Annotated in this window: 25 protein-coding genes and 1 tRNA gene; 18 read left to right on the top strand and 8 right to left on the bottom strand. The window is 45.4% G+C overall.

Translation table 11 applies throughout. The features are described 5' to 3' along the window. The first annotated feature begins 1 nt into the window (after position 1). The 7 genes from NSQ91_RS11015 (at position 2) to NSQ91_RS11045 (ending at position 8,474) form a co-directional block, all read left to right on the top strand. Positions 2–2,296 (top strand): DUF4962 domain-containing protein, encoded by a 2,295-nt coding sequence (locus NSQ91_RS11015; RefSeq protein ID WP_076304812.1) that lies wholly within the window; start codon positions 2–4, stop codon positions 2,294–2,296. 57 nt (positions 2,297–2,353) lie between these two features. After that, a complete protein-coding gene (locus tag NSQ91_RS11020; RefSeq protein WP_076304813.1) occupies positions 2,354–3,910 on the top strand; it encodes an extracellular solute-binding protein in 1,557 nt (518 codons plus the stop codon). A 173-nt stretch (positions 3,911–4,083) separates the two neighbouring features. After that, positions 4,084–4,476 (top strand): hypothetical protein, encoded by a 393-nt coding sequence (locus tag NSQ91_RS11025; RefSeq protein WP_340917750.1) that lies wholly within the window; start codon positions 4,084–4,086, stop codon positions 4,474–4,476. Between the two features lie 143 nt (positions 4,477–4,619). Beyond that, complete coding sequence (locus NSQ91_RS11030) at positions 4,620–5,792, top strand: serine hydrolase domain-containing protein (protein WP_076191371.1); 1,173 nt, start codon at positions 4,620–4,622, stop codon at positions 5,790–5,792. A 48-nt stretch (positions 5,793–5,840) separates the two neighbouring features. Next, positions 5,841–6,662 (top strand): ABC transporter permease, encoded by an 822-nt coding sequence (locus NSQ91_RS11035; protein ID WP_076191374.1) that lies wholly within the window; start codon positions 5,841–5,843, stop codon positions 6,660–6,662. Further along, positions 6,659–7,441: an ABC transporter permease gene (locus tag NSQ91_RS11040; protein WP_036689373.1), complete on the top strand. Its 783-nt coding sequence runs from the start codon at positions 6,659–6,661 to the stop codon at positions 7,439–7,441. Before NSQ91_RS11035 ends, NSQ91_RS11040 begins: the two co-directional genes overlap by 4 nt. Before the next feature lie 34 nt (positions 7,442–7,475). Further along, positions 7,476–8,474: an ABC transporter ATP-binding protein gene (locus NSQ91_RS11045; protein WP_248549246.1), complete on the top strand. Its 999-nt coding sequence runs from the start codon at positions 7,476–7,478 to the stop codon at positions 8,472–8,474. On the opposite strand, the gene NSQ91_RS11050 is transcribed toward NSQ91_RS11045, so the two are convergent. Beyond that, the gene (locus NSQ91_RS11050) at positions 8,465–9,034 is read right to left on the bottom strand and encodes a TetR/AcrR family transcriptional regulator (protein ID WP_076304815.1); all 570 of its coding nucleotides are present in this window, start codon (positions 9,032–9,034) and stop codon (positions 8,465–8,467) included. The genes NSQ91_RS11045 and NSQ91_RS11050 overlap by 10 nt on opposite strands. Positions 9,035–9,197: 163 nt before the next feature. Here NSQ91_RS11050 and NSQ91_RS11055 point away from each other — a divergent pair, with 163 nt between their 5' ends. Genes NSQ91_RS11055 through NSQ91_RS32005 form a run of 4 tightly spaced genes read left to right on the top strand, consistent with a single transcriptional unit; the run spans position 9,198 to position 11,187 of the window. Then, on the top strand, positions 9,198–10,136 hold the full coding sequence (locus NSQ91_RS11055) for a ketopantoate reductase family protein (RefSeq protein ID WP_076304816.1): 939 nt from the start codon (positions 9,198–9,200) through the stop codon (positions 10,134–10,136). A 27-nt stretch (positions 10,137–10,163) separates the two neighbouring features. Next, positions 10,164–10,805: a histidine phosphatase family protein gene (locus tag NSQ91_RS11060; protein ID WP_076304817.1), complete on the top strand. Its 642-nt coding sequence runs from the start codon at positions 10,164–10,166 to the stop codon at positions 10,803–10,805. Positions 10,806–10,820: 15 nt separating this feature from the next. Next, positions 10,821–11,003: a hypothetical protein gene (locus NSQ91_RS32000; protein WP_076191385.1), complete on the top strand. Its 183-nt coding sequence runs from the start codon at positions 10,821–10,823 to the stop codon at positions 11,001–11,003. Next, positions 10,957–11,187, top strand: a complete 231-nt coding sequence (locus NSQ91_RS32005; protein WP_370510793.1) for a hypothetical protein — start codon at positions 10,957–10,959, stop codon at positions 11,185–11,187. Before NSQ91_RS32000 ends, NSQ91_RS32005 begins: the two co-directional genes overlap by 47 nt. A gap of 71 nt (positions 11,188–11,258) precedes the next feature. On the opposite strand, the gene NSQ91_RS11070 is transcribed toward NSQ91_RS32005, so the two are convergent. Beyond that, positions 11,259–11,354: a sporulation protein YjcZ gene (locus tag NSQ91_RS11070; RefSeq protein ID WP_081383126.1), complete on the bottom strand. Its 96-nt coding sequence runs from the start codon at positions 11,352–11,354 to the stop codon at positions 11,259–11,261. Between the two features lie 112 nt (positions 11,355–11,466). Continuing rightward, on the bottom strand, positions 11,467–12,867 hold the full coding sequence (locus NSQ91_RS11075; RefSeq protein WP_076304818.1) for an RsmB/NOP family class I SAM-dependent RNA methyltransferase: 1,401 nt from the start codon (positions 12,865–12,867) through the stop codon (positions 11,467–11,469). 157 nt (positions 12,868–13,024) lie between these two features. On the opposite strand from NSQ91_RS11075, the gene NSQ91_RS11080 reads away from it, so the two are divergent. The 3 genes from NSQ91_RS11080 to NSQ91_RS11090 are packed head-to-tail and all read left to right on the top strand — an operon-like array spanning position 13,025 to position 18,749. Next, entirely contained in the window at positions 13,025–14,161 is a 1,137-nt protein-coding gene (locus NSQ91_RS11080; RefSeq protein WP_076191391.1) for a glycosyltransferase family 4 protein, read from the top strand. Between the two features lie 6 nt (positions 14,162–14,167). Further along, positions 14,168–15,520 (top strand): metallophosphoesterase family protein, encoded by a 1,353-nt coding sequence (locus tag NSQ91_RS11085; protein WP_076218090.1) that lies wholly within the window; start codon positions 14,168–14,170, stop codon positions 15,518–15,520. Further along, positions 15,510–18,749, top strand: a complete 3,240-nt coding sequence (locus NSQ91_RS11090; RefSeq protein ID WP_076304819.1) for an AAA family ATPase — start codon at positions 15,510–15,512, stop codon at positions 18,747–18,749. Before NSQ91_RS11085 ends, NSQ91_RS11090 begins: the two co-directional genes overlap by 11 nt. Here NSQ91_RS11090 and NSQ91_RS11095 read toward each other — a convergent pair. Next, positions 18,736–19,857, bottom strand: a complete 1,122-nt coding sequence (locus NSQ91_RS11095) for a YkvI family membrane protein (protein WP_076304820.1) — start codon at positions 19,855–19,857, stop codon at positions 18,736–18,738. The two genes, NSQ91_RS11090 and NSQ91_RS11095, sit on opposite strands and share 14 nt — an antisense overlap. A 196-nt stretch (positions 19,858–20,053) precedes the next feature. Here NSQ91_RS11095 and NSQ91_RS11100 point away from each other — a divergent pair, with 196 nt between their 5' ends. The 3 genes from NSQ91_RS11100 (at position 20,054) to NSQ91_RS11110 (ending at position 21,379) form a co-directional block, all read left to right on the top strand. Then, the gene (locus tag NSQ91_RS11100) at positions 20,054–20,626 is read left to right on the top strand and encodes a xanthine phosphoribosyltransferase (RefSeq protein WP_038569895.1); all 573 of its coding nucleotides are present in this window, start codon (positions 20,054–20,056) and stop codon (positions 20,624–20,626) included. Positions 20,627–20,727: 101 nt separating this feature from the next. Next, positions 20,728–21,045, top strand: a complete 318-nt coding sequence (locus tag NSQ91_RS11105) for a hypothetical protein (protein WP_036689410.1) — start codon at positions 20,728–20,730, stop codon at positions 21,043–21,045. A gap of 115 nt (positions 21,046–21,160) precedes the next feature. Continuing rightward, the gene (locus tag NSQ91_RS11110) at positions 21,161–21,379 is read left to right on the top strand and encodes a hypothetical protein (RefSeq protein ID WP_076186635.1); all 219 of its coding nucleotides are present in this window, start codon (positions 21,161–21,163) and stop codon (positions 21,377–21,379) included. Positions 21,380–21,475: 96 nt separating this feature from the next. Here NSQ91_RS11110 and NSQ91_RS11115 read toward each other — a convergent pair whose 3' ends face one another. Beyond that, positions 21,476–21,922 (bottom strand): hypothetical protein, encoded by a 447-nt coding sequence (locus tag NSQ91_RS11115; RefSeq protein WP_051491615.1) that lies wholly within the window; start codon positions 21,920–21,922, stop codon positions 21,476–21,478. Positions 21,923–22,104: 182 nt separating this feature from the next. Between NSQ91_RS11115 and NSQ91_RS11120 the strand changes: the two genes are divergently transcribed. Next, a tRNA-Leu gene (locus NSQ91_RS11120) sits at positions 22,105–22,188 on the top strand. A gap of 1,426 nt (positions 22,189–23,614) precedes the next feature. Here NSQ91_RS11120 and NSQ91_RS11125 read toward each other — a convergent pair. From NSQ91_RS11125 to NSQ91_RS11135, 3 genes are read right to left on the bottom strand one after another with little or no spacing between them, the layout of a single operon-like run. Continuing rightward, the gene (locus NSQ91_RS11125; protein ID WP_340917769.1) at positions 23,615–24,298 is read right to left on the bottom strand and encodes a hypothetical protein; all 684 of its coding nucleotides are present in this window, start codon (positions 24,296–24,298) and stop codon (positions 23,615–23,617) included. After that, positions 24,298–25,188 carry an ABC transporter ATP-binding protein gene (locus NSQ91_RS11130; RefSeq protein WP_076186440.1) on the bottom strand — a complete coding sequence of 297 codons (891 nt, stop codon included), beginning with the start codon at positions 25,186–25,188 and terminating at the stop codon, positions 24,298–24,300. Before NSQ91_RS11130 ends, NSQ91_RS11125 begins: the two co-directional genes overlap by 1 nt. After that, positions 25,185–25,556 carry a GntR family transcriptional regulator gene (locus NSQ91_RS11135; RefSeq protein ID WP_036689422.1) on the bottom strand — a complete coding sequence of 124 codons (372 nt, stop codon included), beginning with the start codon at positions 25,554–25,556 and terminating at the stop codon, positions 25,185–25,187. Before NSQ91_RS11135 ends, NSQ91_RS11130 begins: the two co-directional genes overlap by 4 nt. Positions 25,557–25,599: the final 43 nt, after the last annotated feature.

The raw sequence follows: 25,599 nt of genomic DNA on the forward strand, positions 1-25,599 counted from the left end.
GATGTTAGAACCTTTATTTCAACCTACCAGCGGCGTACTCGACCTGTCATATGGGCCAGATGAACATACAGATGTTGGAGAGAATCCTCCGCGGTTTACTTGGATGCCTGCATGTCTGGAAGAGAGTATGTATGAGCTGCAGATCTCCTCAAACACTGAATTTAAGCCGGAAGGCACATTGACCTACAGTAGAATTCCCTATAATTTGTTTACCCCGGATAAGCCGTTGGCGCCCGGCTCGTATTATTGGCGATATAGTCTTATCGGGGAGAATGATATCCGTTCCGAGTGGAGTAAAGTAAGAGCTTTTGTGGTGGAGGATGAATTGCCGCTAACGCCACTGCCTTCCCGTACAGAACGATATTCAGCTGCTTCCGCCAACCATCCGCGGCTTTGGCTTCAAGCGGAGCAACTTCCGTTTTACCGGGAAGTTGTCCGCCAAGACCCGATTTCAACTGGCTGGGAAGACTTCCTGAAGCATTCCGTTCTACCCTGGACAAAGCGCGAGCTTATTCCCGAGCCTGCACCGTATCCAGATAATAAGCGTGTCGCCACACTATGGCGGCAGATGTATATGGACTGCCAGGAAGTCTTCTATGCTATCCGGCATCTTGCTATAGCTGGAGTTGTGTTGGAGGACGAGGCGCTTATCGCCAAAGCTAAAGAGTGGCTGCTTCATGCTGCAAGCTGGAACACAGATGGTACCACCAGCCGGGATTACAACGATGAATGCTCCTTTCGCATAGCCGGAGCGTTGGCATGGGGCTATGATTGGCTTCACGGCTCTCTGACGGAAGAAGAACGCCTTAAGGTAAGGCAGGCGCTACTGCGAAGAACCGGGCAGATCGCATTCCATGTCATCGAACGTTCCCGCATCCATCAAGTTCCTTATGACAGCCATGCGATCCGCTCTTTATCCTCTGTACTCGTACCCTGTTGTATTTCCATGTTGGGTGAGGAGGAGAAGGCGCAGGAATGGCTTGATTATACGCTGGAGTACTTCTCCGCCATGTATACCCCATGGGGTGGCAAAGACGGCGGGTGGGCCGAAGGTCCGATGTATTGGACCACTCAGATGGCATTCGTTACGGAGGCGCTCAATCTAATTCGCAAATACATGGCAATCAATTTCTATGACCGTCCTTTCTTTCGCAAAACAGGTGACTTTCCGCTCTATTGCTTCAGTCCGGATACCATGAGGGCCAGCTTCGGCGATCAATCGTCACTGGGAGATCCGGTTAATCTCAAAACGGGCTTCAATATCCGTCAATTCGCGGGTTTAACCGGGAATGGCCAGTACCAATGGTATTTTGAGCAAACTAAGGAACTGAACCCTGACACCCAGATGATCTTCTATAACTACGGCTGGTGGGATTTCCGGTTCGATGAGATGGTTTATCGCACAGATTATCCGCAGATTTCTTCAGAGCCACCGGTGGCTGCAGAACCTTTGAAGTGGTTTCAGGATGTGGGATGGGTGGCCATGCATCATCGGATGGAGGATCCGCAGGAACATATCATGCTGTTGACCAAGAGCAGCCGTTACGGCTCTGTGAGCCATAGCCATGGGGATCAAAACGCCTTCCTGCTGCATGCCTTCGGCGAGCCCTTGGCTATTGAAAGCGGCTATTACGTTGCATTCAACAGTACGATGCATATGCAGTGGCGCAGGCAGACCCGCTCCAAGAACGCAATTCTTATTGACGGCAAAGGCCAATATGCTGGCACGGACAAGTCGAAGAACATGGCAGCCTACGGCAAGGTGTTGAAGGCGTATAGTACGCCCGGAATCAACTACACGCAAATGGATGCCACCGAAGCCTACCGCGAGAATGTGCCCTATATCAAGCGGTATGTGCGGGAAATATTTTTCTTTGATAACGCTTACTTCGTTATCACAGACAGTGTCGAGCTGGAACGTCCGGGAAAATTGGATTGGCTGTTTCATACGCTGTATCCCATGAAGCTGAAGGATCAATCTTTTAAAGTACATGGTAAAAAAGCTCAGTTGGAGGGCAGATTTGTCTATAGTTCCTCGGGAGAAATGACACTCAGCCAAAGCAATCAATTTACAGATGTAGATCCGAAAGAATGGGAAGGGCTGCCCGAGCATTGGCATTTGACTGCCTCTACTCAAGAGGCCGTAAGCCATCGGATCGTTACTCTTCTGATTCCCCAAAAAGCAGGAAGCCGGGATTACGTATCGTACTTTATGGACGATCAGGACCATGGGGTTCATGTCTACTTTACGAATCAGGGAATTACCCACCGGGTTGAGATCCCAAAAGCTTATTAGTCTTAAGATATCTTCATTTTACGTATACACCCCATTGTACAAGGAGAGGGTTATATTATGAAAAAATGGATTGGCATCTGTCTGGCTATCGTAATGGGTGCTACCGTTATTGCAGGTTGCTCGAACAAGGACAAAGAAGAGACTGCCGGAGGCGCGTCAAATACGCCGCAGAAAACTGAATTCTCGATCTCGATGCGGACGCTGGCTTTTAACTATGTTGAGAAATCACCCGACTTGAATAAGGACAAATGGGTGAAAAAGCTGGAGGAGATGACAAACACAGACTTGGATATAGTGTTGGTTCCTCATAAAGAGTTCGAGCAGAAAATGGTGCAGATGTTCGCCACTAATGATATTCCGGATGTCGTTCAAGGTTCGGGCGGCGTAAATGGCAAGGAGATGGCTGGTTCTGTTGAAGCTGGTGTGTTCATGCCCTTGGATGATCTGCTGCAGCAAAACGGCCAGAACCTTTTGAAAGTAATCCCAAAGGAAGCTTGGGAGAACGTCACCTATCAAGGAAAAATTTATGCAATACCGGAGTTTCTGTCCAATCCCTCCCGCCGGGCGACTTGGATTCGCAAGGACCTGCTGGATCAAACCGGCTTGCAGGTTCCAAAAACGGTCGATGAGTACTTGACTGTGTTGCGTGCCTTCAAAAAGCTGGGGATAGAGAACCCGTACATGGGCCGTCAAGACTTCAAATATGCGGATGCTTTCTTTGGCGCTTATGATGTTTTTCCGTATCTGACTATGTTCGAGGAAGTAAACGGCCAGGTTCAGCCGAAGTTTATGGATAGCGAAAATATGATGAAGGCGTTACAAACCTACAACACCATGTATACAGAGGGTTTGATCAACAAGGAATTTGCCACCATTAACCCGACCAACTACAAAAATGCGATTCTCTCAGGCAAAGCGGGCATGTGGACGATGAATGCCAACGAGCTTCTGCAGTGGGAGCAGCAACTGAAGGCTACGACGCCATCCGCCAAGCTGGAGATTATTCCTTCGCCAGTGGGACCTGATGGAAAAGGAGGCTCCTACTTGTACGGCTCCGCCACGCGCACCTACTTTATTAAGGAAGGTACGAAGAATGCTGCGGATATTGTGAAATTTTTTGACTGGATGCTGAGCAAAGAGGCAGAAACCTTCTTTACCTTTGGGATTAAGGACGAAACCTATAAGGAAGAGAACGGCAAAATCGTATACACTTCTCCTGCGGATTCCGCCGCTATAGATGAGGAGCGCTACCGCCAGTCATTCCTCTGGATGGTGCAGGATACTACTTATAATAAGGGTGTCCTTAACATGACAGAAGAAGGTAGAAGCTTGATCAATGTATACGATACTATTCTGGCTAACGAAGGCCGTGACGGAATTCAGTTCGACCCTCGGCTAGATGCCTTGGTGAAGAATCCAGACATTGCACCTAACTCGGACACGGCTCCTCCGGTACTGCTGACGCACATGGTAAAGATGGTATATGGCAAGGAACCTATCAGCGACTGGCCGAAGGTTGTGGAAGAGTGGCTTTCTAAGGGAGGCAACGATGTCATCAAGGAAGCTACGGAAAAATATAATAACAAAGCTGGCGTCACCATGCCTCGCAGATAAACTTATCCTTCAGGGGAGTTGGAATTCAATTAAGGGCTGCCGAGAGGTAGCCTTTTTAGTTAGGGCCAGTTTACTTTAATGTAATATCCAAAGTATGGATTATATGGTAAGTTAAATGGAGACATTCTAATTCTAATGAACTATATAAAAAGAAATGGAGTGATTTCATGAAGATGCGGAATTCAAAACTTTTATATTATCTTGTCTGGATCATAGTGGGGGCGCTCTTATTACATTATGGAAACTCGCTAATTAGTCATTACACTGAAGAGGCACAAAAGAACTATCAATTAGAAAATACTGTATGGATCACGGCTATTGTCCCGTTTGTCTATGGAATCTATCTGGCATTATTAGAAGGATTACCTAAAGCTTTTGTTGTTAATTGGCTTCTGTTGTTTATTGTGTTTCTTCCAAGTTTTCTTCTGCTTATGTATCCAACTTTAGTAATGTATTTTAACATTTCGAATATCGAGATCTACAAGTTTGCAAGCATACATGATGGAATAGTATTTGGTCTGGTTAGTGGAATGGCACTAGTTAAATCTCTAACGACAAACCGTTAACGAGATTACAGCATTGCTGTTACAGAATTATTGGAGCAGTATAAAATAGTTATATGTAAAATCACCCTTTCAATTATTTGGGTTTTATTGCAAGATATTTATGCATCATGTATTTTATTGAATAATAAGGGGGAGTGCGAATAATGTTATCATCCACAGAGCTTAGCAAGCTGAACGAAGTGAATTACAGGGAGGACCGTTTAGAGGTAGTTAATCATTTTTATGAGGATCTCTGTGATAAAAAAGTAGTCGATGGTTATATTTATTCTCTTAGTCGTTACGGGAAAATCTTTGCTAGTGCTGCCGGAGGTCGTTTCAGTTACGAAGAAGAAAGCACCCAGGAAATGAAAACGGATACAATTTTTCGTGTTGCTTCAATTACGAAGCTGTTTACGGCGACAGCGATTTGGCAGCTTGCGGATGATGGTAAGATTTTTATGGGGCAGCCTGTGAGTTCTATTCTTCCAGAGTTTGATGCCGACCCTTTTAAGCCGATTACCATTGCACATTTACTGACTCATACCTCTGGCATCGCTCCCGATCCTGGCACTATAAGTGATACTTACTATAAAAGTGCATGGTGGTATATTTTTGAATCAGAGCTTGGAAAAGAAAACTGGATTAAAGCCGGTCTATCTAAAGGGATTCATTTTCCGGTAGGGACTCAATGGATGTATTCATCGTTTGGATACGCGATTTTGGGCGCAATTATCGAGAAAATAACAGGTGTTTTTGCAGAAAAATACATAATGGACCACATTGTAAAACCGTTAGGCATGAAAGATACCTTCTTTGATATACCAGCAGAAAAAGCTGGTAGGATCGCCATTCGTTCGGAAAGGGCTAAGGAATATCTTCAGAAGCTGCAAAACGGGGAAATTACGGATGCGGGACAAAGGTCTGAGGAAGAAATCAACGTTCCCGAAACTGGTGGTGGGTTATATTCCACAGTTGCTGATCTGCAAAAGTTCGGAATTATGCTGCTTAATCAAGGGCAATACGAAGGGAGTCATATCTTAAGCCGTATGGCGGTACAAAGAATGACCAAGCGGTTTAATTCTGAGAAAATCCCAAACTATGCATGGGGAGATGCAGGAGCGGATCGACCATACGGACTGGGACCAGACCTTCGCTATAATGTGAGTACTTCTTACTCTGAAGGCACTTTTTTTCACGAAGGGGCTGGGGCCTGTGCCTTATTCGTTGACCCGGTTGAAAAGCTGATTGCCGTTTGGTATCTTCCTTTTCACAAAGGGGTATGGGACGGTAGAGCGGTATTTGGCACCCACAATGTGATCTGGTCCGGACTCGAATAAGAAAAAGACTTTTTTTTGTGATATCTATAGATAGGCAGGATGTGACTTATGTTTGAGATGATAAAGCACCGCTTTCGCATTATGAGGGCGGTTGCTTTTGTTACTTATAAGGAATGGAGTGCGTACAGGACGCATTCGATGGTTTCTATTTTTGTAGGCCCAGTGTACTTTTTAGTGCAGTATTATATATGGAGCGCTGTTTATAGCGGGGAATCTTACATCAACGGGATGTCACTCTCCCAAATGCTTTCCTATTTTTGTGCTACGATGTTGATCAACTATTTGACGATGGATTTTGCCGATTGGAATTTACAAATGCTTATTCGCACCGGGAAATTCATTACGTTTTCGTTAAGACCGCTAAATCATATGTTCTTTGCTTTGTCTCAGAAGGCAGGGCATAGGGTACTTGGGCTTTTATTTGAATTTTTACCCTGCTTTATGATCTTTTTCTTTATTTTTCATATTGATGTCTTACCCGCAAATTTACTATACGCGATTCTTTCGATAGCTATGGCGTTTATGATGAATTTTTTCATTCATTATAGTATTGGAATGGTCGCCTTTTGGATGGTGCAATCCTCTAGTATTCGTAATTTTTTTAATCTTTGCGAAGGGATATTTTCAGGATCGCTGATTCCATTAGTATTTTTCCCAAAATCCTTACAAATGGCGTCCTTTTTCTTACCCTTTCAATATACGGCCTTTCTTCCTGCAATGGTCTATACAGGTAGCTATACTTTAGCGGATATAACCTTACCTATTCCTCAAGTGTTATTGCTGCAGCTCATAGCGGTAATTATTGCCGGAGTTGTCTGCCGGGTGCTGTATGCGGTGTCGCTTAAGCATTTTACGGGGGTGGGCGCATGAAACGTATGTATCAAATATATAAAACCTGCATGAAGGCAAATATTGCTTCTGCTATCACTTATCGTGTTAATTTTATTCTTAATAGTCTTATCATGCTCATAGGGAATGTGCTGTTTCCTCTAGTAACGGTATTCATTTATAATTCGAATGCTTCATTTGCAGGTTGGACCTTTAAAGAGGCGCTGTTGATTCAATCCGTTTTTATTCTGTCTACGGCTTGTGCCGGGATTTTTTTTAACGGAATTATGTGGAATACGATGTCTCATGTTGTAGAAGGGACTTTGGAAGTGGTATTAATTAAACCGACCTCGAGCCTTTTTCTGCTGTTGGCCAGATCTTTTGAGTTCGAAAGTATCGGGCTTTTAGGCGGAGGAGTAATCATGTTCGTATACGCACTTAGCGGAATCGATGGGATGACCATCGGCTCTTGGTTATTGTTCCTGTTGTTGTTTGGCGCAGGGCTGCTTGTTATGTTCGGCGTGGCGCTTATTGTGGCAGCGATTTCCTTCAAATGGGTAGCGAATTCCCGCTTGCCGGAGATGTTTGAGAGCATTAAGTCTTTTGGACGTTATCCAGGGACGATTTTTCCTAAAGCAGTCGTAGCCGTGAGTTCTTTTCTGTTTCCGGTTTCCATGATTGCTTACTTTCCAGCATCTACACTGATTGGCCGATGGGAACCCTATTTTTTTATAGCGATTATCCCTTGTGTGTTATTTGCTGCCTTCGGAATTTGGCTCTATACATACATGCTTCGCAGTTACAAAAGCGCCGGAGGATAAAAGATTAGTTTAGCTCTAAGAAGGAGAATTTCACTTGGACATTATTACCGTCAAGAACTTAACCAAGCAATACGAAACCTATCACCGTGGACAAGATGCAAAAAGTGTATTTAAAAGTCTGTTTCACCGTGAAAAATCGATCATTACCTCTGTAGAAGATCTTTCGTTCAGTGTTGGAAAAGGAGAAATTATTGGGATTCTGGGTCCAAACGGTGCGGGGAAATCTACGACTATTAAAATGCTGACAGGCGTTCTTTATCCTACCTCGGGTGAAATAAATGTTCTAGGGTACAACCCTCATAAGCAGAAAAATCAATATGTAAAACAAATCGGGGTATTGTTCGGACAGAAATCGCAGTTAATATGGGACATTCCCCCATTGGATAGCTTTTATATGAACAAGGAAATCTATGATATTCCTACGAACGACTTTCGTACAAGACTAGACCGATTTGTAAACATGTTTGAGATTGGCGATATTATCACTAAACCCACACGAACCCTTTCCCTGGGAGAACGAATGAAATGCGAGTTTATTATGGCGATGCTTCATTCACCACCTGTGGTTTTTTTGGATGAGCCGACGATCGGGCTGGATGTGATAGCTAAACAAAGAATCAGAGAATTCATTAAGCAAATGAATCAGGAAGGCACCACATTTATTCTGACAACACATGACTTGGAAGATGTAGAGCGTTTGGTTCAAAGAGTACTTATAATTCATCAAGGGAAAAAAGTATATGACGACAAGTTTTCTGAACTTCGACTGCATCTGGGCGCCAAAAAAGTAGTTAGGCTTTCAGCCGCCACAACTATTGGAGATATTGATCTGCCTGGGACTCTGATATCGGAAAGAATATCGGATTACGAAGTGGAGCTGCTGATCGATACTGAGCAATGTAAAATGGGTGAGTTTCTGCATATTCTTAGCGAAAAGGTAGAGATCCTTGATATATCTATTAAGGAGATTCCCATTGAAAAAATCATCAGCTCCATTTATGAGATGGATACGGGAGAGCATATTCAAGCTTGAGTACGGATCATCTGCAGATTTAGATCGAGCATGGACCATAACTTTTCAGTGATCTCTTTTGCAGAGCAAGGATTACTATGAGTAAACCACCATTCAATCACTCCGACAGTCGCCGAACTCAAAAATTGCACAGATATATCTTTACTCAGCTCATCCAGGTTAAAATTGTTTTCTGAAAATTGTACCTTAATCTGCTCATTTATCATTTCTTGTAATTGGTTTCTAAAGGAGAGTAAAGCTTTGTTTCTTAATAAAGTCTTATAAAAGAGAGCATTCTCCTCCAATTGTTCCAGCGTGCGGAGCAATGACGCCTTCGAGGGATTAGGTTCGGTTTCATCCTCCACTGCGGAGCAGCTTTCGATTAGTTGCCGGAGCTGAGCCTCCAGACATTTATCCATCAGATCGTATTTATCCGCATAATGGGAATAAATCGTTCCGCGGTTTACATCAGCGCGCTCTGCGATTTCGTTGATCGTTATTTTTTCAAAATCTTTTTCAGCCATCAGTTGAATTAATGCATTCATGATGGCTGTTTGGTTTTTTTTAATTCTTCTGTCCATGGTAAGACTCCCTTTTTATTAGACAATGTATTGTATTCTGTTGAAAAATCAACAAACCCGATCAAACTAACGATTGAACCCTACCGGAGATGTGATAATCTAATTTTATCGAACAGTTGATCAAAATTCAACAAATGTCTAAAAAGGGATAGAGGAGTTAAATATGAGAGTTTTAGTTTTTGGAGCGGGAGTATTAGGCAGCTATCTTGCACATGTTCTAGTGCGTGGGGGAAATGATGTCACCATGCTTGCCAGAGGAAAGCGAGCAGAGCAATTGACGAAAGACGGACTTGTGCTTCGCCATTATTTTCAAATTAAAAACACTGTGGATACAGTAAAGGTCATCTCTACGCTTCGATCCGATGATCTCTATGATCTTATTTTTGTTGTTATGAAATATAATGATTTTCCATCTGTGCTACCTATTCTAGCTGAGAATCAGAGTCAGAATATAATTCTTGTGGGGAACAATGGCGATGCTCCTGGCATGCAAAAGGATCTACAGGAAATGAGCAATGTGAGGAAAAATATACTCTTCGGATTTCAGCTTAGTGCAGGAATTCGGGAAACGAGCGGTCGCGTTATCAAAATACACGCAGGAGGGCAAATGGTACTTGGCAGTTTAGACGGTGAGATTCCAATAAAGCCTGTACTGGATGATGCGTTTAAAAATGTTAAGTATAAGCTAACTTATCATGAGGATATGGATGCTTGGCTCAAAAGTCATATCGTGCCTATAGTGGCTTTGAACTCCCTTAGTTATCTGCATGACGGGGATTTGAAAAAGGTATCCAAAGATAAGAAGCTATTAAGACAAGCCATTTCAGTAATGGACGAGGGGTTTCAAATCATGGAGCAATTAGGTTATACTGTCACTCCAGCAGGGCAAGTTAACTTTGTTCGAAAGCACAAGCAGGCTGTATATTATGGTCTGACAATAATTCATAAATTACCGTTTATGAAATTAGTGGACGGTTCTTTCAGCGAAATAGCAGCTTTGTTTGATTCATTTGATATTTTGAAGCAACAAGCAAACATTGCAACGCCCAATTGGGATCAACTTAAAAAACAAGCGTTTTCGAAGTTTAATGCAAATGTATAACAATCTTGTTCAGGAGGTATACAATCGATGGCTATATATTTTATAAGGCATGGAATAGATGAAGAAGGCTTTCGTGGGGGTTGGAGTCAACGTGGACTTGTAGTAGAGGGATATAGACAAGCCGAACGTCTTGGATATTATCTTAAGGAAAATCAAACTAGCTTTAACATAACCCGTATTCTTTGTAGTGATTTGCAACGTGCGTTAGATACAGCAAATGAGATCGCCAGAGAGCTTAATTTGCCTATTGAAAGCAGCCAGTATTGGAGAGAAACGAACAATGGTGTAATCGCTGGAATGCCCCATGAAATCGCAAATGAACGATACCCGGGTCTTTATTTCTCGGCTTTAAGAATGGATGAGAGATTTCCAGGAGGAGAAAGTCCCCAGGAATTTTTTACGCGAATAAGTTCAAGTTTCTCAAAACTATGTAATGAACTGGAGAGTACTGATCCAAATGAAAATGTAATTATGGTCACTCATGGTGGCGTAATTAATGTTATATACCATATTTTAAAAGGGCTAACGTGGACGAATAAGAATGCTCATTTCCCGACTTCATATACTAGTATTCATAAAATAGAGTATCAAGCAGATAAGTGGGCAGTTACAGCAGAAAATCTTACGGAACATATATCAAGGGATCAGGCTGCTGGTATGGCCAATTGATTGGGAGGTACAAATATGGGTTTATTGAATGCGCTGATTGAGCAAGCCAAGAATCCTAGAGGGTTCGTAGGAAATATCATGATCAAAATCATGAATCAGGCACATACCAGCATCACCGTTCAACGATGGATTTTTTGGGACGATCACAGCGATTCAGACGCATTATTTCTGGCCGGACCTCGAACACGATATAAGTGAAGCATTTAGGGTGCTGATAGCAGGCGGTACATTTGTTATTATTTCTGAGATCTATAAAATCAATTATCATATGAAGCAATTTACTAAGAACGAAGAGATGGAGCAGTTATTACGGAAATCGGGCTTTCAAACGGTAAATATTCACGAGAATAACAAATGGAGATGTTATGTCGGAAAGAAATAAAGCGGCCGCACCGCCCCAAAAAAGGACGACACAGCCGCTTCGTTTCACCAGCTAATTAAGCCGGGAAGGTTTTAAACAAACAACGAACGGGAAATGATGACCAGCAAGATGAAAAGTACCAAAATCGCTCCGGTCGAAGTGAAAGCTCCTCCTTGAAATTCACCCATGATTTATTCCTCCTCAACTTATGTCTTCTTCTCAATTGCTGTGACTGGTGTCGCAGCTTTCTGAGATAATGACATCATATGCCGAAGAGGGCCTGTTGCACTGGTCTATGGCCTATTGCTCGTCAATATGGGCTTTTAGGATACGTAATCCTTTAGGAAGATGATTTTTAAGCTGGCCTAAACTCGCCTTGCCCCAACTAATTGGCAAACCATCTAAAGTTACAAGTGTCCATCCATGTAATTCGCTGGGGACAGGCAGGCTTTCACCGCGGAGCCAAGCATGTATTTCCGGGCCCTCACTGCTGAGATCAAAGCTTCGTGATGCTTGTAGGGGCTGAAGTGCCATAGCTAATGCATGAGCAGGTTCAATCCGATTTTTCTTCAAATGGGCAATATGTAGTCCAGCTCGTGGAATACGCAGTCCGTCCAGCAGCCCGGCATGGAGGTTGCCATTAAAGGATTCTGGTAGCAAATAAAGAGATTCGCCGAAGAGCAGGGGTACACCTTGGCATGAAAGACCAGGCAGTTCTACCGCAGCCCAGTCTTGAAAAAGCTGGTAGGCATCACGTACAGAAGAATTAGTTTTTGGGTTGTTTTTGCTTCGGCGTTTTTTGGCGTTGCGGTTGGCATCGTCATTCACGGATACAGTGTCAATTTGCTTACGCAGGAGTGCAACAAAGTGACCTTCGCCCTTTTCTAAATGCGGCCAAAGGCGTTTGCAGGTGAGTAGTTCCATATCGGGGTAACTAGCCGTCAATCGAGCAATGGTTTCTTCATTCTCTTGACGGTTAAAGGTGCAGGTAGAGTAAGCTAAAGTACCCCCTGGTTTAAGCATAATGTAGGCGTCTTGCAGGATATCCCATTGTCTCGCTGCGCACATAACTACATGAGCAGGAGACCATTCTTGAATGGCTTTTGGATCTTTTCGGAACATGCCTTCTCCAGAACAAGGAGCATCCAGCATAATTCGGTCAAAAGCTTGCGGGAAACGCGCAGATAGCTGTTCTGGTGTTGCACAGGTTACGAGGGTATTCTTAATGCCCAGACGTTCAACGTTCTCTGCTAGAATTTTTGCGCGTTCCGGATGGATTTCATTAGAGATTAAGAGGCCTTGTCCCTGCATTAAACCAGCGATATGCGTAGTTTTACCTCCAGGGGCTGCTGCAAGATCGAGGACGGTTTCACCGGGTTCAGGTGCCAGCAGTTCAGCTGCGGACATTGCGGAAGGCTCCTGAATATAATATAGTCCAGCGGCATGGTAAGGATGTCTGCCTGGTCGAGCGGACTCATCATAATAAAACCCGCCCTGGCACCATGGGATAGGCTTCAAATTAAATTGTGAGACTGTACGGTCCACCGCAACTTGGCCTATGGCTGAGGTGCTTTTTAGCGGATTAAAGCGCAGTCCTTGAGTTCGTGGCGCTGAATAACTTTCTAGAAAAGCATCTGCCTCTTGCCCCAGCATTTCTTTAATAGATGCGGTGTAAGAGGCAGGCAGCTGTTCTTCCTTCATAGCTCATTCTCCTTTTTCTTAGTTGCTGTTTCATGTTTATACCGATAAAATCAAGGTATGGGGAACGTAATCGTACCTGAAATTCTACATATATTCAACTATATCATAATTGCCAAGTCTTACAGTACACAGGGCAATTGTAAAGGGGATGTACCATATGAATTTGCTGCAAGCGCTCTTCTTCCCGCCGGAGCAACCCGGTGGTGTATCATCTATGATCCCTTATCTTCAGGAAAGATTCCGTTCAAGCCGTTGGGAGATGGATTTGTTTTGGCTGCCTAAGCGGATTCGCAATAAGGGGCATGAGGAAGTAATATTCGAGACGTTTGATTGGACGCAGTATGGAGAAAGTCCGATCGTTCAGAAATATATTCAGACCTATCGTGATTATTTATGGTGGACAAAACTGCGGATGAGTAAGCCTTATGATCTTATTCATTCTCATCATCCGATTGCTGGCTTAGCGATGAAAAAAGTTTTCCCTGATACTCCGTTAATTCATACCCTGCATTCCAGTTACGAGCGAGAATTGATTCTAAATGGAGCGATTTCCGAGGATGGCTTGGAGCATCGTTTTCTAGTCTCACTTTATCGTGAACTTGAGCATGTTAGTGATCGATTAATGACGGTGTCGCGATCTTTTGCAGAGTATGTGGCCCCTTATATTATTGATCCTTCTAATATAGGTGTTATACCGAATGGTTTTGATGAAAAAAGATTTAAGCCTGTTCCGCATGATAACGCTATTCCGCAGCTAGTGACCGTGACACGTCTGGTTCCGGCTAAAGGAATAGATATATTACTCAACGCTTGCGCGGAGCTTAAAAATCGCGGCCATGAGTATGTACTGCATATTATTGGCGACGGTCCTTCACGTGCGGATCTGGAAAAGATGGCCCAGCATTTAGGGATCTATAATGAAACGATCTTTTACGGATATACGCTGCACCCTGAAGAATTCATGCCATTCTTTGATATTTTCGTATTGCCCTCTCGGGCGGAGGCGTTCGGTTCAGTGTTTGCGGAAGCGGCACTTAGCTGCCTGGCTTTAGTGGGGACAAATGTGGGCGGAATACCGGAGCAGATTGAAGATGGTGTGAATGGTTTATTGGTCAGTCCTGACGATGAGATTGCTCTTGCTGATGCATTAGAGAAGGTGATATCTGATCCGGCTTATCGTTATGAGCTTTCGCGCTCCGCATGGGATAAAGCCAAAAGCCTATATTCGTTGACACGAGTTGCTAATGAACTTAAAAAAACCTATTTACAGTATCCTTCAGGAACGAAAGGGTGAGCACCTATGATTCCATTTCGCTTTCTGCATACTGCTGATTTACATCTGGATAGCCGTTTTGCCGGGCTGGCGCATATTTCGCCAGCCATTCGTGCTTATTTACGTGAGTCTACCTTTGCCGCCCTCGGGCGGCTTGTCCGCGTTGCGATCCAAGAGAATGTTGATTTTATTGTCATTAGTGGAGATGTGTATGATGTTTCAGATGCATCATTACAGGGACAGCTGCGATTTCAGGAAGCGCTCAAAGAACTCGGTGAGCACGGGATTCACGTGTTCCTGATTCATGGCAACCACGATCCGCTTGACGGACTGCGTCTGACAACGGAAATGCCAAAGCATGTTACCGTATTTGGCGGAGAGAAGCCAGATCACGCTACAGCTTGCCGCCGTATAGATGGCCAAGAAGTTGCCATCGTTAGTGGAATCTCTTACCCAACGGCGAAAGTGACGAACAACACAGCTGTAACCTTTTCTCGTAAACCTGGCAGCCGCCTGTTTCATATTGCGATGCTGCATGGCAATGTAGACGGTGATTTGCTGCATGAGACCTATTCTCCTTGCAGTCGCAGGGACCTTATCGAACGGGGGTTTGATTATTGGGCGCTTGGACATATTCATAAACGTAGTGTACTGCATGAGAAGCCTGTGATTGTATATCCAGGCAATATACAAGGGCGCAGCATTAAGGAAACCGGAGCTAAAGGCTGTTATATTGTGGATGTAGATGAGGCTGGAAGATCCACTCTGCAATTTCATGAACTTGATTTCGTCCGCTGGCAGGTTAGAGACTTATCTATAGAAGGATTAAGCAATGAAGCAGAATGGATACAGAAAGTGGAGCAGGTTATTGAAGACATCCGCGCGGAGCTCCCGGAGCTCATGTCGGTGGTCAGATTTCGTCTGATTGGGCGAGGGGACGTACATAAAGTATTGGCTGAAAAAGGGGCAGCAGAGGATTTGCTGTCTGAACTCCAGCGCCGTGAGGCGATTAGGGCTGAGCGTAAAGATTACAAAGGGCTTGTCTGGACGGAAGGGTTCGCTATAGAGTCCGGTTTAGCTATTGATCGCCAACGCTTATTGGAAGAGGATAGTTTTCTTGGAGAAATGCTGCGCATTGCAGAGCATACGGAACATTCCCCGGAAGCGCTCGAAGAACTATTAAATAGTGCGCTTAAACCGCTATTGGAGAATCAGGAGCTGCGAAAGCTGTTGTCTATGACTAGTCAAGAAGAGAAGTTGAGCTGGCTACGTGGTTCAGCAGAGCAGGGAATCACGATGCTTGGCGGGATGGATGATACTGTTGAAGCGGCGGAAAGTCTTTCGTATCAACAAGCCGGAGGGCAAAACGATGAGAATTGAACATTTGCATATCAATGGCTTTGGGCGTCTTCACAATCGAGAGATTCATTTAACGCAGAGAGTGACCGTACTTTATGGGCGTAATGAAGCAGGAAAAAGTACGACACTGCAATTCATACGCTCTATGCTGTTTGGAATTCCAAGCCGTGGAAATCCCTTGGAAAGGTATGAACCTTTGCAAGGCGGATTGCATGGGGGAACCTTGAAGATACGTGACAGTAATGATGGTTTGTGGACCATTCGCCGTTTTGCTTCAGGTGCTGAGGGATCAGGAAGAAATGAAAAGCTGAACATTACAGTAAATCATCCAAATGAAATGACTCAAGAGCTGGGACAAGCTGAAATGGAACGACATTTACTTGGGGGGATCTCTAGGAGTATGTTCCAGCAATTGTTCGCAGTTTCACTGGACGAGCTGCAGGAGCTTGCTGCCCTTCAATCTGAGGAGATGAGCAGCTTTCTTTTTCATGCAGGTATGGGCGGTGGCGGTGCAATCATGCGTGCGGAACGCCGTTTGGTGCAGGAAGCTGAGAAGCTGTACAAACCTCGTGGCAAGCTGCAAGAAGCAGCAAAAGTTGTGCAAGCCATAGAAAAGCTTGAGCGACAAATGGTTGAGAGCCGTTCTTATCTTCCGCGATATAACGATAATATAGTGGCATTGAGGGTAACGGAGTCGGAGCTAGATGAATTGGAGCAACAGCGCAAGCTCACTGGAGAGCAGCTAGTGATGTTTCGAAAAGCACAGGAAGTCCGTGAGCTGTGGTTAAAATGGAGCGAGGCTCAGCTAGAGCTGCAAGGATTGCCATTGATTTCAGCCTTTCCTGAAGAAGGGGCAACTCGCTTTCAGGCGTTTGAAGGAGAAATTCGGAATGCACAGGGATCAGTAGTACGTTATGAACGTCTTCTAAGCGAGCTTACTATTGAACTGGCAAAGAACCCTCCAGATGAAGTATTAGCAGCGCAGGGGCCTGCTTTGGAGCGGCTGGACCGGCATCGGAGCAGTTACGAGAATCGTAGAACGGAAAGACAACGGCTTGAGGGAGAGTTAACGGCGCTGAATGAGCATTTGCGGCGAATTCTGCGCGGCATTGATGTGAGCTGGGGCCCTGCAGAGCTGACTTCGTTCTCTGGGACAGCGGCGGATCGTGAAGCTGCACGGAAGTTTGCGGCGGCGTTCGCTAGTTATGACCGCCGCATGGAGGCGGAGGGTGTAACGCGGCAGTCGTTGCGCTCCCGTTTGGCCGCTGCCTCAGCGTCGCTCCAAGCAGCAGAACGGGCGCTGGCGCGTGAGCACGCTACCGGCGCGGAAGCTTTTGCGCAGCTGGCTCCGCGCAGCGCCCGTGAAGTGCTGCAGCTGTGGGACGAGCTGCAGCAGGCGGCCGAACGCTGGCGCGAAGCGCAGCTCAGCGAAGGGCCAGCGCGCGGCGCCGGAAGTGACGGCCTTGGCGCGAAGCGCATGGCCGCGCTCTACCGGCGCCTGCTGTGGGCCGGGGCAGCACTAACCGTGCTGCTGCCCGCAGCGCTGTGGCTGACCGGTGCTCCGCCGGCCAGCGCCGTGCTTGCGATCGGCCTGCTGGGCGCGGCCGATCTGGCCCTTTGGGCCGGCTTGCGCGGAGCGCGCCGGGTGGAAGCGTCCCCGCCAGAGCATGGCGGGGACGTCAGCGCAGCCGCAGCCGAGATGCTGCGGCTGCGGGGGCAGCTGCTCTCCGGGGCGGAGCCGGAGAGCGTTGTGCCGGGGCGGCGGACGGCCGCCCCGGGGTCCAGCCCTGACGCAGGCGGGCTGGAGGCCTCCATGAGGGAGCTTCGCAGGCTCATGGAGGCTTGGTCAGCTTGGCGGCAGCGCATCGAACGCTATGCCGCCGAGCGTGATGCCTGCCGCACGGAGCTGGAGACGCTGGCAGGCCAAGAGAAGCTGCTCGCTGAAGAAATGCACCGGGCGGAGGCGGCATTCACGGAAACGGCTGAGCAATATGAAGAATGGCTTTGCCAACGCAGGTTGCCTGAAGGATTATCTCCTGAAGGGCTGCCGGATATTTTTGCTATGGTTGAACAAGGGAATGAGCTGCTGCGCCAAGAGAATAAACTCTCCTTACGATTGAAGGAGCTGGAAGCAGAATGTAACGTGTTTGAGGAGGAGCTGCTCGCTCTTATTTATGAGTCGGGTGCTGATCTTGGCGACGAGTCTGGTGTAGCGGCAGCTGGTTTTGAAATAGATCCGCAAGAGGGGAAACGAGTATCTGCATTAACCTTACTAAGCTGGCTGGAACTGCGAAAAAGAGCATGGGATGATCTGAAAAAGGACTTGATTCGCCGGGAAACTATGCAGTCAAGATTGCAGGATGTGGATGAAGAACTCAAGGAGAGCCACAGGATATTAGGTGAGCTGAGAGAACATCGTGAGCTTCTGATACAGGAAGGCGGGGCGACTGGTGGAGAGGATTTCTTACGCAGGTCAGCAGCTGTGCAGCGGCGCAGTGATCTGAATAAATCGATTCGCCAGTGGGAGCTTGCTATGTTCGGTGGTTGGGAGGAGGAGCGGGTTGCTGCTCTGCTGGAATTATTAAATCATCATGATGCGGAAGCATTGCAGCTGGAGCGGTCATCGGCTGAAGAATTGATGGAACGGCAGGAAGAGGGTTGGAACACCCTGCTGGAGCAACGAGGCAAGCTGCTTCAGGAAAGGGAGTATTTGAAGGAGCGCTGCGTGGAGGATTCCGTTATTCAGCAACTGGAAGAGCAGAGAGCAGCCTTGCGGATCGTGGCTGATAAATATGCAGTGGCAGCGATAACTGCCGAACTAATCGGGCGAACTCGCCGTGTGTATGAGCAGGAGAAGCAGCCACAGGTATTACTGCTTGCCTCAGATTATTTCTCCAAGCTGACGGAAGGGGAATACAAAAGGGTTGTTATGACACTAGGGCATAAAGAGCTGAAAGCTGAACACAAGGACGGGGGACTGCTGGACAGTGGACTGCTCAGCCGAGGGACGGCAGAACAGCTGTATCTTGCCATCCGGCTGGCATTGGCAGAGACCATGTCACGGCAAGTATCGCTGCCGCTGTTATTCGATGATCTCTTCGTTAACTTTGATGAGTCTCGTCTTCATGCTGCGCTTGGACTTCTTGGAGAACTGTCGATCTCCCGCCAGATTGTGATGATGACCTGTCACAAGCATGTGGCGGAAGCGGCAGCACGTATGATTCCTACAGCAGCGGTTATTTCCGTGTAGTTCGGGTGATTGGTTTTACGGATACGAGACTGTTCCCCTTCTCCTTTGAGTTCGATGAAGTATTACTACCTGGTGGAGAGGACCATGGCGTGCGCAGCAGCTTGACAGCCCAGACCAGTGATAAGCCTCCGAAGATTGGGTAGAACACGGAGAGCAGTGAACTAAAGCCGAACTGGCTCAGTAAATAGCAGACCAGCATCAGAAGTGGTGTAATCAATGCGGTTGATAGGGGAAGCCGTTGCTTAAGCTGTACAGCTACTCCATAGATATCGGCGACAAAAGTGCTGAAGATCTCCAAAAAGATCAGCAGCAGATATATAGTTTGCACTACAGTACCCAACCGGACGGCGATGCTGCCCATCGGAATTTCAAACTTGAGAATCCCTGGCATCTGTGAGCTCATTGCGAAATGTGCGGCAATCAACATAAAACCAATCCCGGTACCCCCAATAATACCGCCCCATACAAGGGATTTTTCTTCCTCTGTGTGACGAGCCATAGGGACTAAAACAGCTTGTGCCATCCCTAAATTAAAGGCGGTGTAGAGCAGCGGTGACATCCATGCCCCAAAGAGAGAGCGATGGTTATCAAGGAACAGGAACCGTCCAGCTCCCGGAATTTGAAAAGTATTAAAAATAATGATAAGTGACAGAGTAAGCATTAAAGGAACAACAATACTGTTCATTTGCAGAATACCGGAAATCCCTCGTTTTAGCAGAAAGTATGAACCAAGCAATGTGATAAGTAGTCCAGTCTGATAATGAAGTCCGAGATGCTCCTGAAAAATAGCGCCGGCCCCTGCAAGCATAATACTGTTTACTCCGATCAGGACGACCATCGTGAACAAACTGATGGTGCTTCCGACCTGTTCCCCGAAGAGGTGACGGTTAAAGTCCTCATAGGATTCCGCTTCTATTCGCCGAGCAATGACCATCATTTTTGTACCCAGCCATATGAACAATATAGTTGAGAGCAGGATGGTCAGGACTGCCCAGTGCCCGTAACGTGTGAAAAATTTTAATATTTCCTGCCCGGTGGCGAATCCGGCTCCTACAATGGTGCCAATATAAGTGAAAGCGATCTGTAATGTTCGGACATGTGATTTCATGGCTCCCCTCCTAATAGTTTTACGAAGCTAAAGAAAAATCATAACGAGTGCTATGCAGGATAACCTTGTGTACTCTGTATAGTACAGGTTATGATGAGGATCAGTAGGACATGACTTCCGTCGTAATTGCTTTATGATCAGTGATTAATTTGTACGGAATGTCTGCGATTATAAAGGGTATTGGAGGTTCAAAGTCATGGAAGTGTTGAAACAGCGGATTTTGGAAGAAGGTGTCGTCGTTTCGGATGAGGTGCTGAAGCTGGATGCACTGCTAAATCATCAGGTTGATCCACAGCTTACGATGGAAATGGGACGGGAGTTTGCCGGGAGGTTTGCGGACTCAGGAATTACACGTATTGTGACCGTTGAATCCTCGGGCATTGCCGTGGCATTTGCCACCGCGTATGAATTAAAGGTGCCGCTAGTTTTTGCACGCCGCAAAAAAACACTGTTAGCTGATCCGGATGCGCTTTGCGAAAGAGTTCCGTCTTTTACAAAAGGTATCGTTACCGATATTATGTTGTCTCGCCAGTTCATCTCTCCAGAGGATAAAATCCTCTTTATTGATGATATTATTGCCAATGGTGATGCAGCGCGTGGATTGATTAAGATCATTCAACGTTCTGGCGCTGAGCTAGTTGGTCTTGGTGTTGTAGTAGAAAAAAGCTTTCAGGCAGGGGCTCGGACGATCAGAGAGCAAGGCATTCGTCTGGAGTCACTCGTAAGAATTACCTCTCTAAATGGAGGCACCATCGAATTTGGGGAATAGCCTAATTGGTAATAAGAACAGGCCTATTTTTTAAACAACTGCTTTTCACCCTATGGATTTTCCTTTATAATAAAAATTAGACATAGGGAGGAGGCGTCACAATGGGGAAAGAACCGGTGACTGAACAATTTTTTATTGATAAATTAACCGAGGCCAAGGATCATTTCGAGCGTGCGCTGGATTGCAAACACACGGAATTCGACGATCTGTATCCCTATATGATTGAACATCCTCAGTTTTTTTGGTACAAACGCTATGTAGCCTGGTCAGAGCTTCTGACAATCAAAGGTTTATGCGAAGAGTTATCCTTCCCGTGGAGGGAGAAATTCACAACTAACCAAGTGGAGTATCTGGAGCAACGTGTGATGTCCGCTAAAGTTCTTGACTTCTGGTTTGAGAAGAATGAAGCGCTGATATAAGAATGCTTTAGTAGACATGCAAGTCGTTAATTGCCTACATGAGACCCAGATGATTTATCATTTGGGTCTTTTTTCTGAGACTAAATAGGACAAGCTATGACAGGAGGGATTAATGATGATTAGCGATGAGCAATTGGATGCCTATCGGATTTCCGGTGAGAAAATTCGTGTAGTGCGTGATGGCTTGGAAAGTAACGATGTAAAAGGGATAGTTCTTGCTTGGGATGATTCTCAGGTGATGATACGTCGTCAGAATAGACGAGTAGTGAAGCTGGATCGCAATTATATATTCCAGCCATTTAGCGAACCAAGACAAGATCCGGATAATATATAATTTTTACAGTAATAATATCCGCAGTAATAATCTTCATAATACAAAACAGCTCCTCGCCCTACTGGGCGGGAGCTATTTCTGTAATGTCATTTGGGACTATATAGTTAGAGCAAGTTCAGACGCATTCTCTTCTCTGGAGAGTATGGAGAGTTCTGTGGACAGTCCAAGATACGCGCGCATGCGCAGCATCATTTCTCTACGGAAGCCTGGCCATAATATATTCATCTCTCCTTGAAATCCTCTGCAGGAATATAAGGCTTCGACTCCTCGCTGATCTTGGCGAACGGTTGTAATCTTCAAATCATGGGAGCTCAGCTCGCGCGTAACCTCTTGAAGCATTAGTGACGTCTTCTTAGTGGCACCAGATACGAGCTCCATATATAGCTGAGGGGTCTTAAACAGGCCGCTTCTACTGATTACACGGCAGTCACGTTCGAAAACTTTATGAATAAACGTTAGCAGCAAATAGCTTCTGACCAGGGACAGTTCTTCTTTAGTTACTTCTTCATCAATAATGGATGTGTTTAGCTTTGTAGTCGCCATTATAAATCACCTCATTTATATTATGCGAACTTTTGTTCTCATTATACCTTATATTCGGCAACAAAAGCAATAATTATCCATAAATTAATGAATGATAAGAAAACGGCAAAAATATATTGACGTTGGATTCTCAGCGTGGTATGATCTATCTTGTGACCGCAATAAGCGAGTCATTATAATACGCGGTCATGGCGGAATTGGCAGACGCGCTGGCTTCAGGTGCCAGTGGTAGCAATATCGTGGAGGTTCGAGTCCTCTTGACCGCATAGCTAAAAGGATTATAGAACTGCTCTAGTAGCAGGTTTATAATCCTTTTTTTATGTTTTTCAGCAGACGGTAGTGCGAAAGAGGAAGGTATCCTTAAGATACGTCACCTGAGGCTAACGGACCCAGATGAAGCTTTTTGCTCATTTATCGCCTTTTGAGCGTAGTATCGGACCCCAGTGCAGCTATTGCATGGAAAAAGGATCACAATTGGCGTTTTTTATGCCAATAGCGACTGTGGGGTCCGATAGGAATCCAAATCTGCTTTAAAGCTGCGAATAAGGTCAATGGGGTCCGACAAGAATTCAAAGTGCTCTAATGCTACAAATAAGGTCAGTTGGCCCGATAGAATCCAAATGTACTCTAAAGCTGCGAACAAGGTCAGTTAGTCCGATAGAAATCCAAGTTTGCTCTAAAGCCACGAATAAGATTAGCTGGGTCCGATAGAAAACCAAATGTGCTCTAAGCTACGAATAAGGTCCGCGGAGTCCGATAGTGTCTCCACGCGCAGATTGGATAAAAACTAATTTGTATTTTGCTTCTACGCTACTCGCCCCGCGGAGTCATCATCATCACCTGAGGCTAACGGACCCAGATGAAGCTATTTGCTCATTTATCACCTTTTGAGAGTAGTATCGGACCCCAGTGCAGCTATTGCATGGAAAAAGGATCACAATTGGCGTTTTTTATGCCAATAGCGACTGTAGGGTCCGTTAGGAATCCAAATGTGCTCTAAAGCTGCAAATAAGGTCAGTTGGGTCCGATAGAATCCAAATGTGCTCTAAAACCATGAATAAGGTCAGCGGGGTCCGATAGAAAACCAAATGTGCTCTAAGCTACGAATAAGGTCAGCGGAGTCCTATAGCGTCTTTCCACGCGCAGATTGGGGAAAGACTAATTAGTGTTTTGCTTCTACGTTACTCGCCCCGCGGAGTCATCATCATCACCTGAGGCTAAAGGACTCAGATGAAGCTATTTGCGCATTTATCACCTTTTGAGCGTAGCATCGGACCCCAGTGCAGCTATAGCATGGAAAAAGGATCACAATTGGCGTTTTTTATGCCAATAGCGACTGTGGGGTCCGATAGGAATCCAAATGTGCTCTAAAGCCACGAATAAGGTCAGCTGGGTCCGATAGAATCCAATATGCTCTAAAACCACGAATAAGATCAGCGGAGTCCGATAGAGCCTTCGCACGCGCTGATTAGCGAAATACTAATCTGTGTTTCGACCCGTCGTTATCTGCAATAGCGAACTGCGTTTGCTTCTAAGCTACTCGCCCCGCAGAGTCCGATAGCACCATCGCACGCGCAACTATGCTCGAATCCAATAAAGTTTGTTGTCTAGATCAAAGTCTAAGACACGAAAGAAAACAGGTGCACCCGGCATGGCTTTTGGGACACACCTGTTTTTTTATAGGATAATGAATTACACTGTTGCTCTACGCAGCATCAAAAACGATAAAAGAGCGTACACAACTGTCAAAGGCATGGACCACAAAGCAAGTTCAAATGCGTTATATCCAGCAAACCAGTTGAAGAGGTCTACCCACCACTGATTATAGGTCATTAATAATACACCGAGACTGCACAGGATAAACATAGCCCCTGAGAAAATGAACAAACCGCTTCGGCCAAATCTCCGGAAGATACTGGATATCATTAGCCCCAGAAAAAACATATTAAGAAAGAGCACAAAATACATCCACAGCTGTTCTATGGCATTACCATCATTTAAAAAGGGCAAATGAAAATAATGTAGTTCCAAACCCCAGCCACCCGTGAGCCTGCTTTCAATGATTGCGAGCAGGTAGAGGAGAATTGAGTAGGTGGCGCTAGTTATAATAGCCATTAAGGAAGTGCCTATGAAATAATCCGTTCTGCGTTGGCTTAAGCCCAGAGCAAAAGGGAAGGTCTGCACCAAAATGAGTATACCGGTGATTAACATATAAATGAAGATGGAGACGAGACCGCCGGTATAGATTGGTTCTTGGATGAAAGAAGCGACGATGACATTTACCAAGAAGCTGGATAACAAGATTACCCAAGGCATATACAACCATAACCACTTATCTCTGAAATGCATTTTTATCATGCCTGCCGTAGGATTCATTACACGGTCACTTCCTTTCCTAGAGATTTTTTATTTGTGAGATGAACGATTAATTGCTGTAAAGATACAGGTGAGATCTCTAAGCCTAACTTTTCAGCATGTGCGTGATCTTTCGCGTTGAAACCGATAATGGTGGCCGTAAGCAATCCGCCAAAAGACTCGCGGGAAATGACTTGTTTGCCGGCGATAAAATCTTCGATCTTCGCTGTCGCGCCGATTACCGTAACAGCTTGCCCGCGAAGGGCTTCAGCATCTTCGTTAATAATTAGCTTGCCGTTGTCGATGACGATAACATGCTCTAAAAGCTGACTTACCTCATCGATCAAATGGGTGGACAAAACAACTGTGCGTGGATTTTCAGCATAATCTTCAATTAGGCGATCGTAAAACAGGCTTCTAGCTACAGCATCAAGTCCTAAATAGGGTTCGTCAAAAATGGTAAGCGGGGCACGGCTGGCTAGACCTACTACAATTCCTACAGCCGAGAGCATACCTCGGGATAGCTTTTTTATTCTTCTTTTTAATGGCAGATTGAAATCCTTGATTAAAGAGTGAGCATATTCCCGATCAAAGTTTGGAAAAAATAATTCGGATACCTCCAGTACATCGATGATTCGGTACGTGTCCGGATACCTTTGGCTTTCCTTAATGAAGCAAATCTGCCTGAGAACCCGGTTATTCTCGTACGGATGTTCACCAAATACGTTCAGGACACCACTTGTGGGGAAAAGCTGAGCTGTGATCATATGCATTATTGTGGTTTTTCCTGCACCGTTTCTGCCGAGAAGCCCGTATATCTTGTTTTTCTCCAAAGAAAAACTGAGTTCATGGATGGCAGTGACATTTCCGTATGACTTAGTCAATCCTTTGATTTCAACAACTTCATTCATGACTTGTTGTCTCCCCTCTGAATCATAATTGTTAATTGATCCAACGTAATTCCTAATTTTTCAGCTTCACGGATCATGGTTACTACATACTGTTCATAAAATTGTTCTTTTCTCTTCTCCATCAATACTGCACGCGCTCCAGATGCCACAAACATACCGATTCCTCGTTTTTTGTACAATATCCCTTGATCCACAAGCAAATTCACACCTTTCGCAGCTGTAGCCGGATTGATCTGGTAGAAAACTGCAAACTGATTTGTCGAAGGAACTTGTGATTCCTCCAGCAGTGTTTCTTCGATGATGTCATTTTCTATTCGTTCGGCGATCTGCATAAATATCGGTCGTGTATCATCCATTAAGTTTCCCATGTATTCACCGCCAACTTCATTGGTTAGTTAGTTATGTAATTAA

The organism is Paenibacillus sp. FSL R7-0048, from assembly GCF_038004505.1.
In the GTDB taxonomy this organism is placed as follows: Bacteria; Bacillota; Bacilli; order Paenibacillales; family Paenibacillaceae; genus Paenibacillus_AQ; species Paenibacillus_AQ odorifer.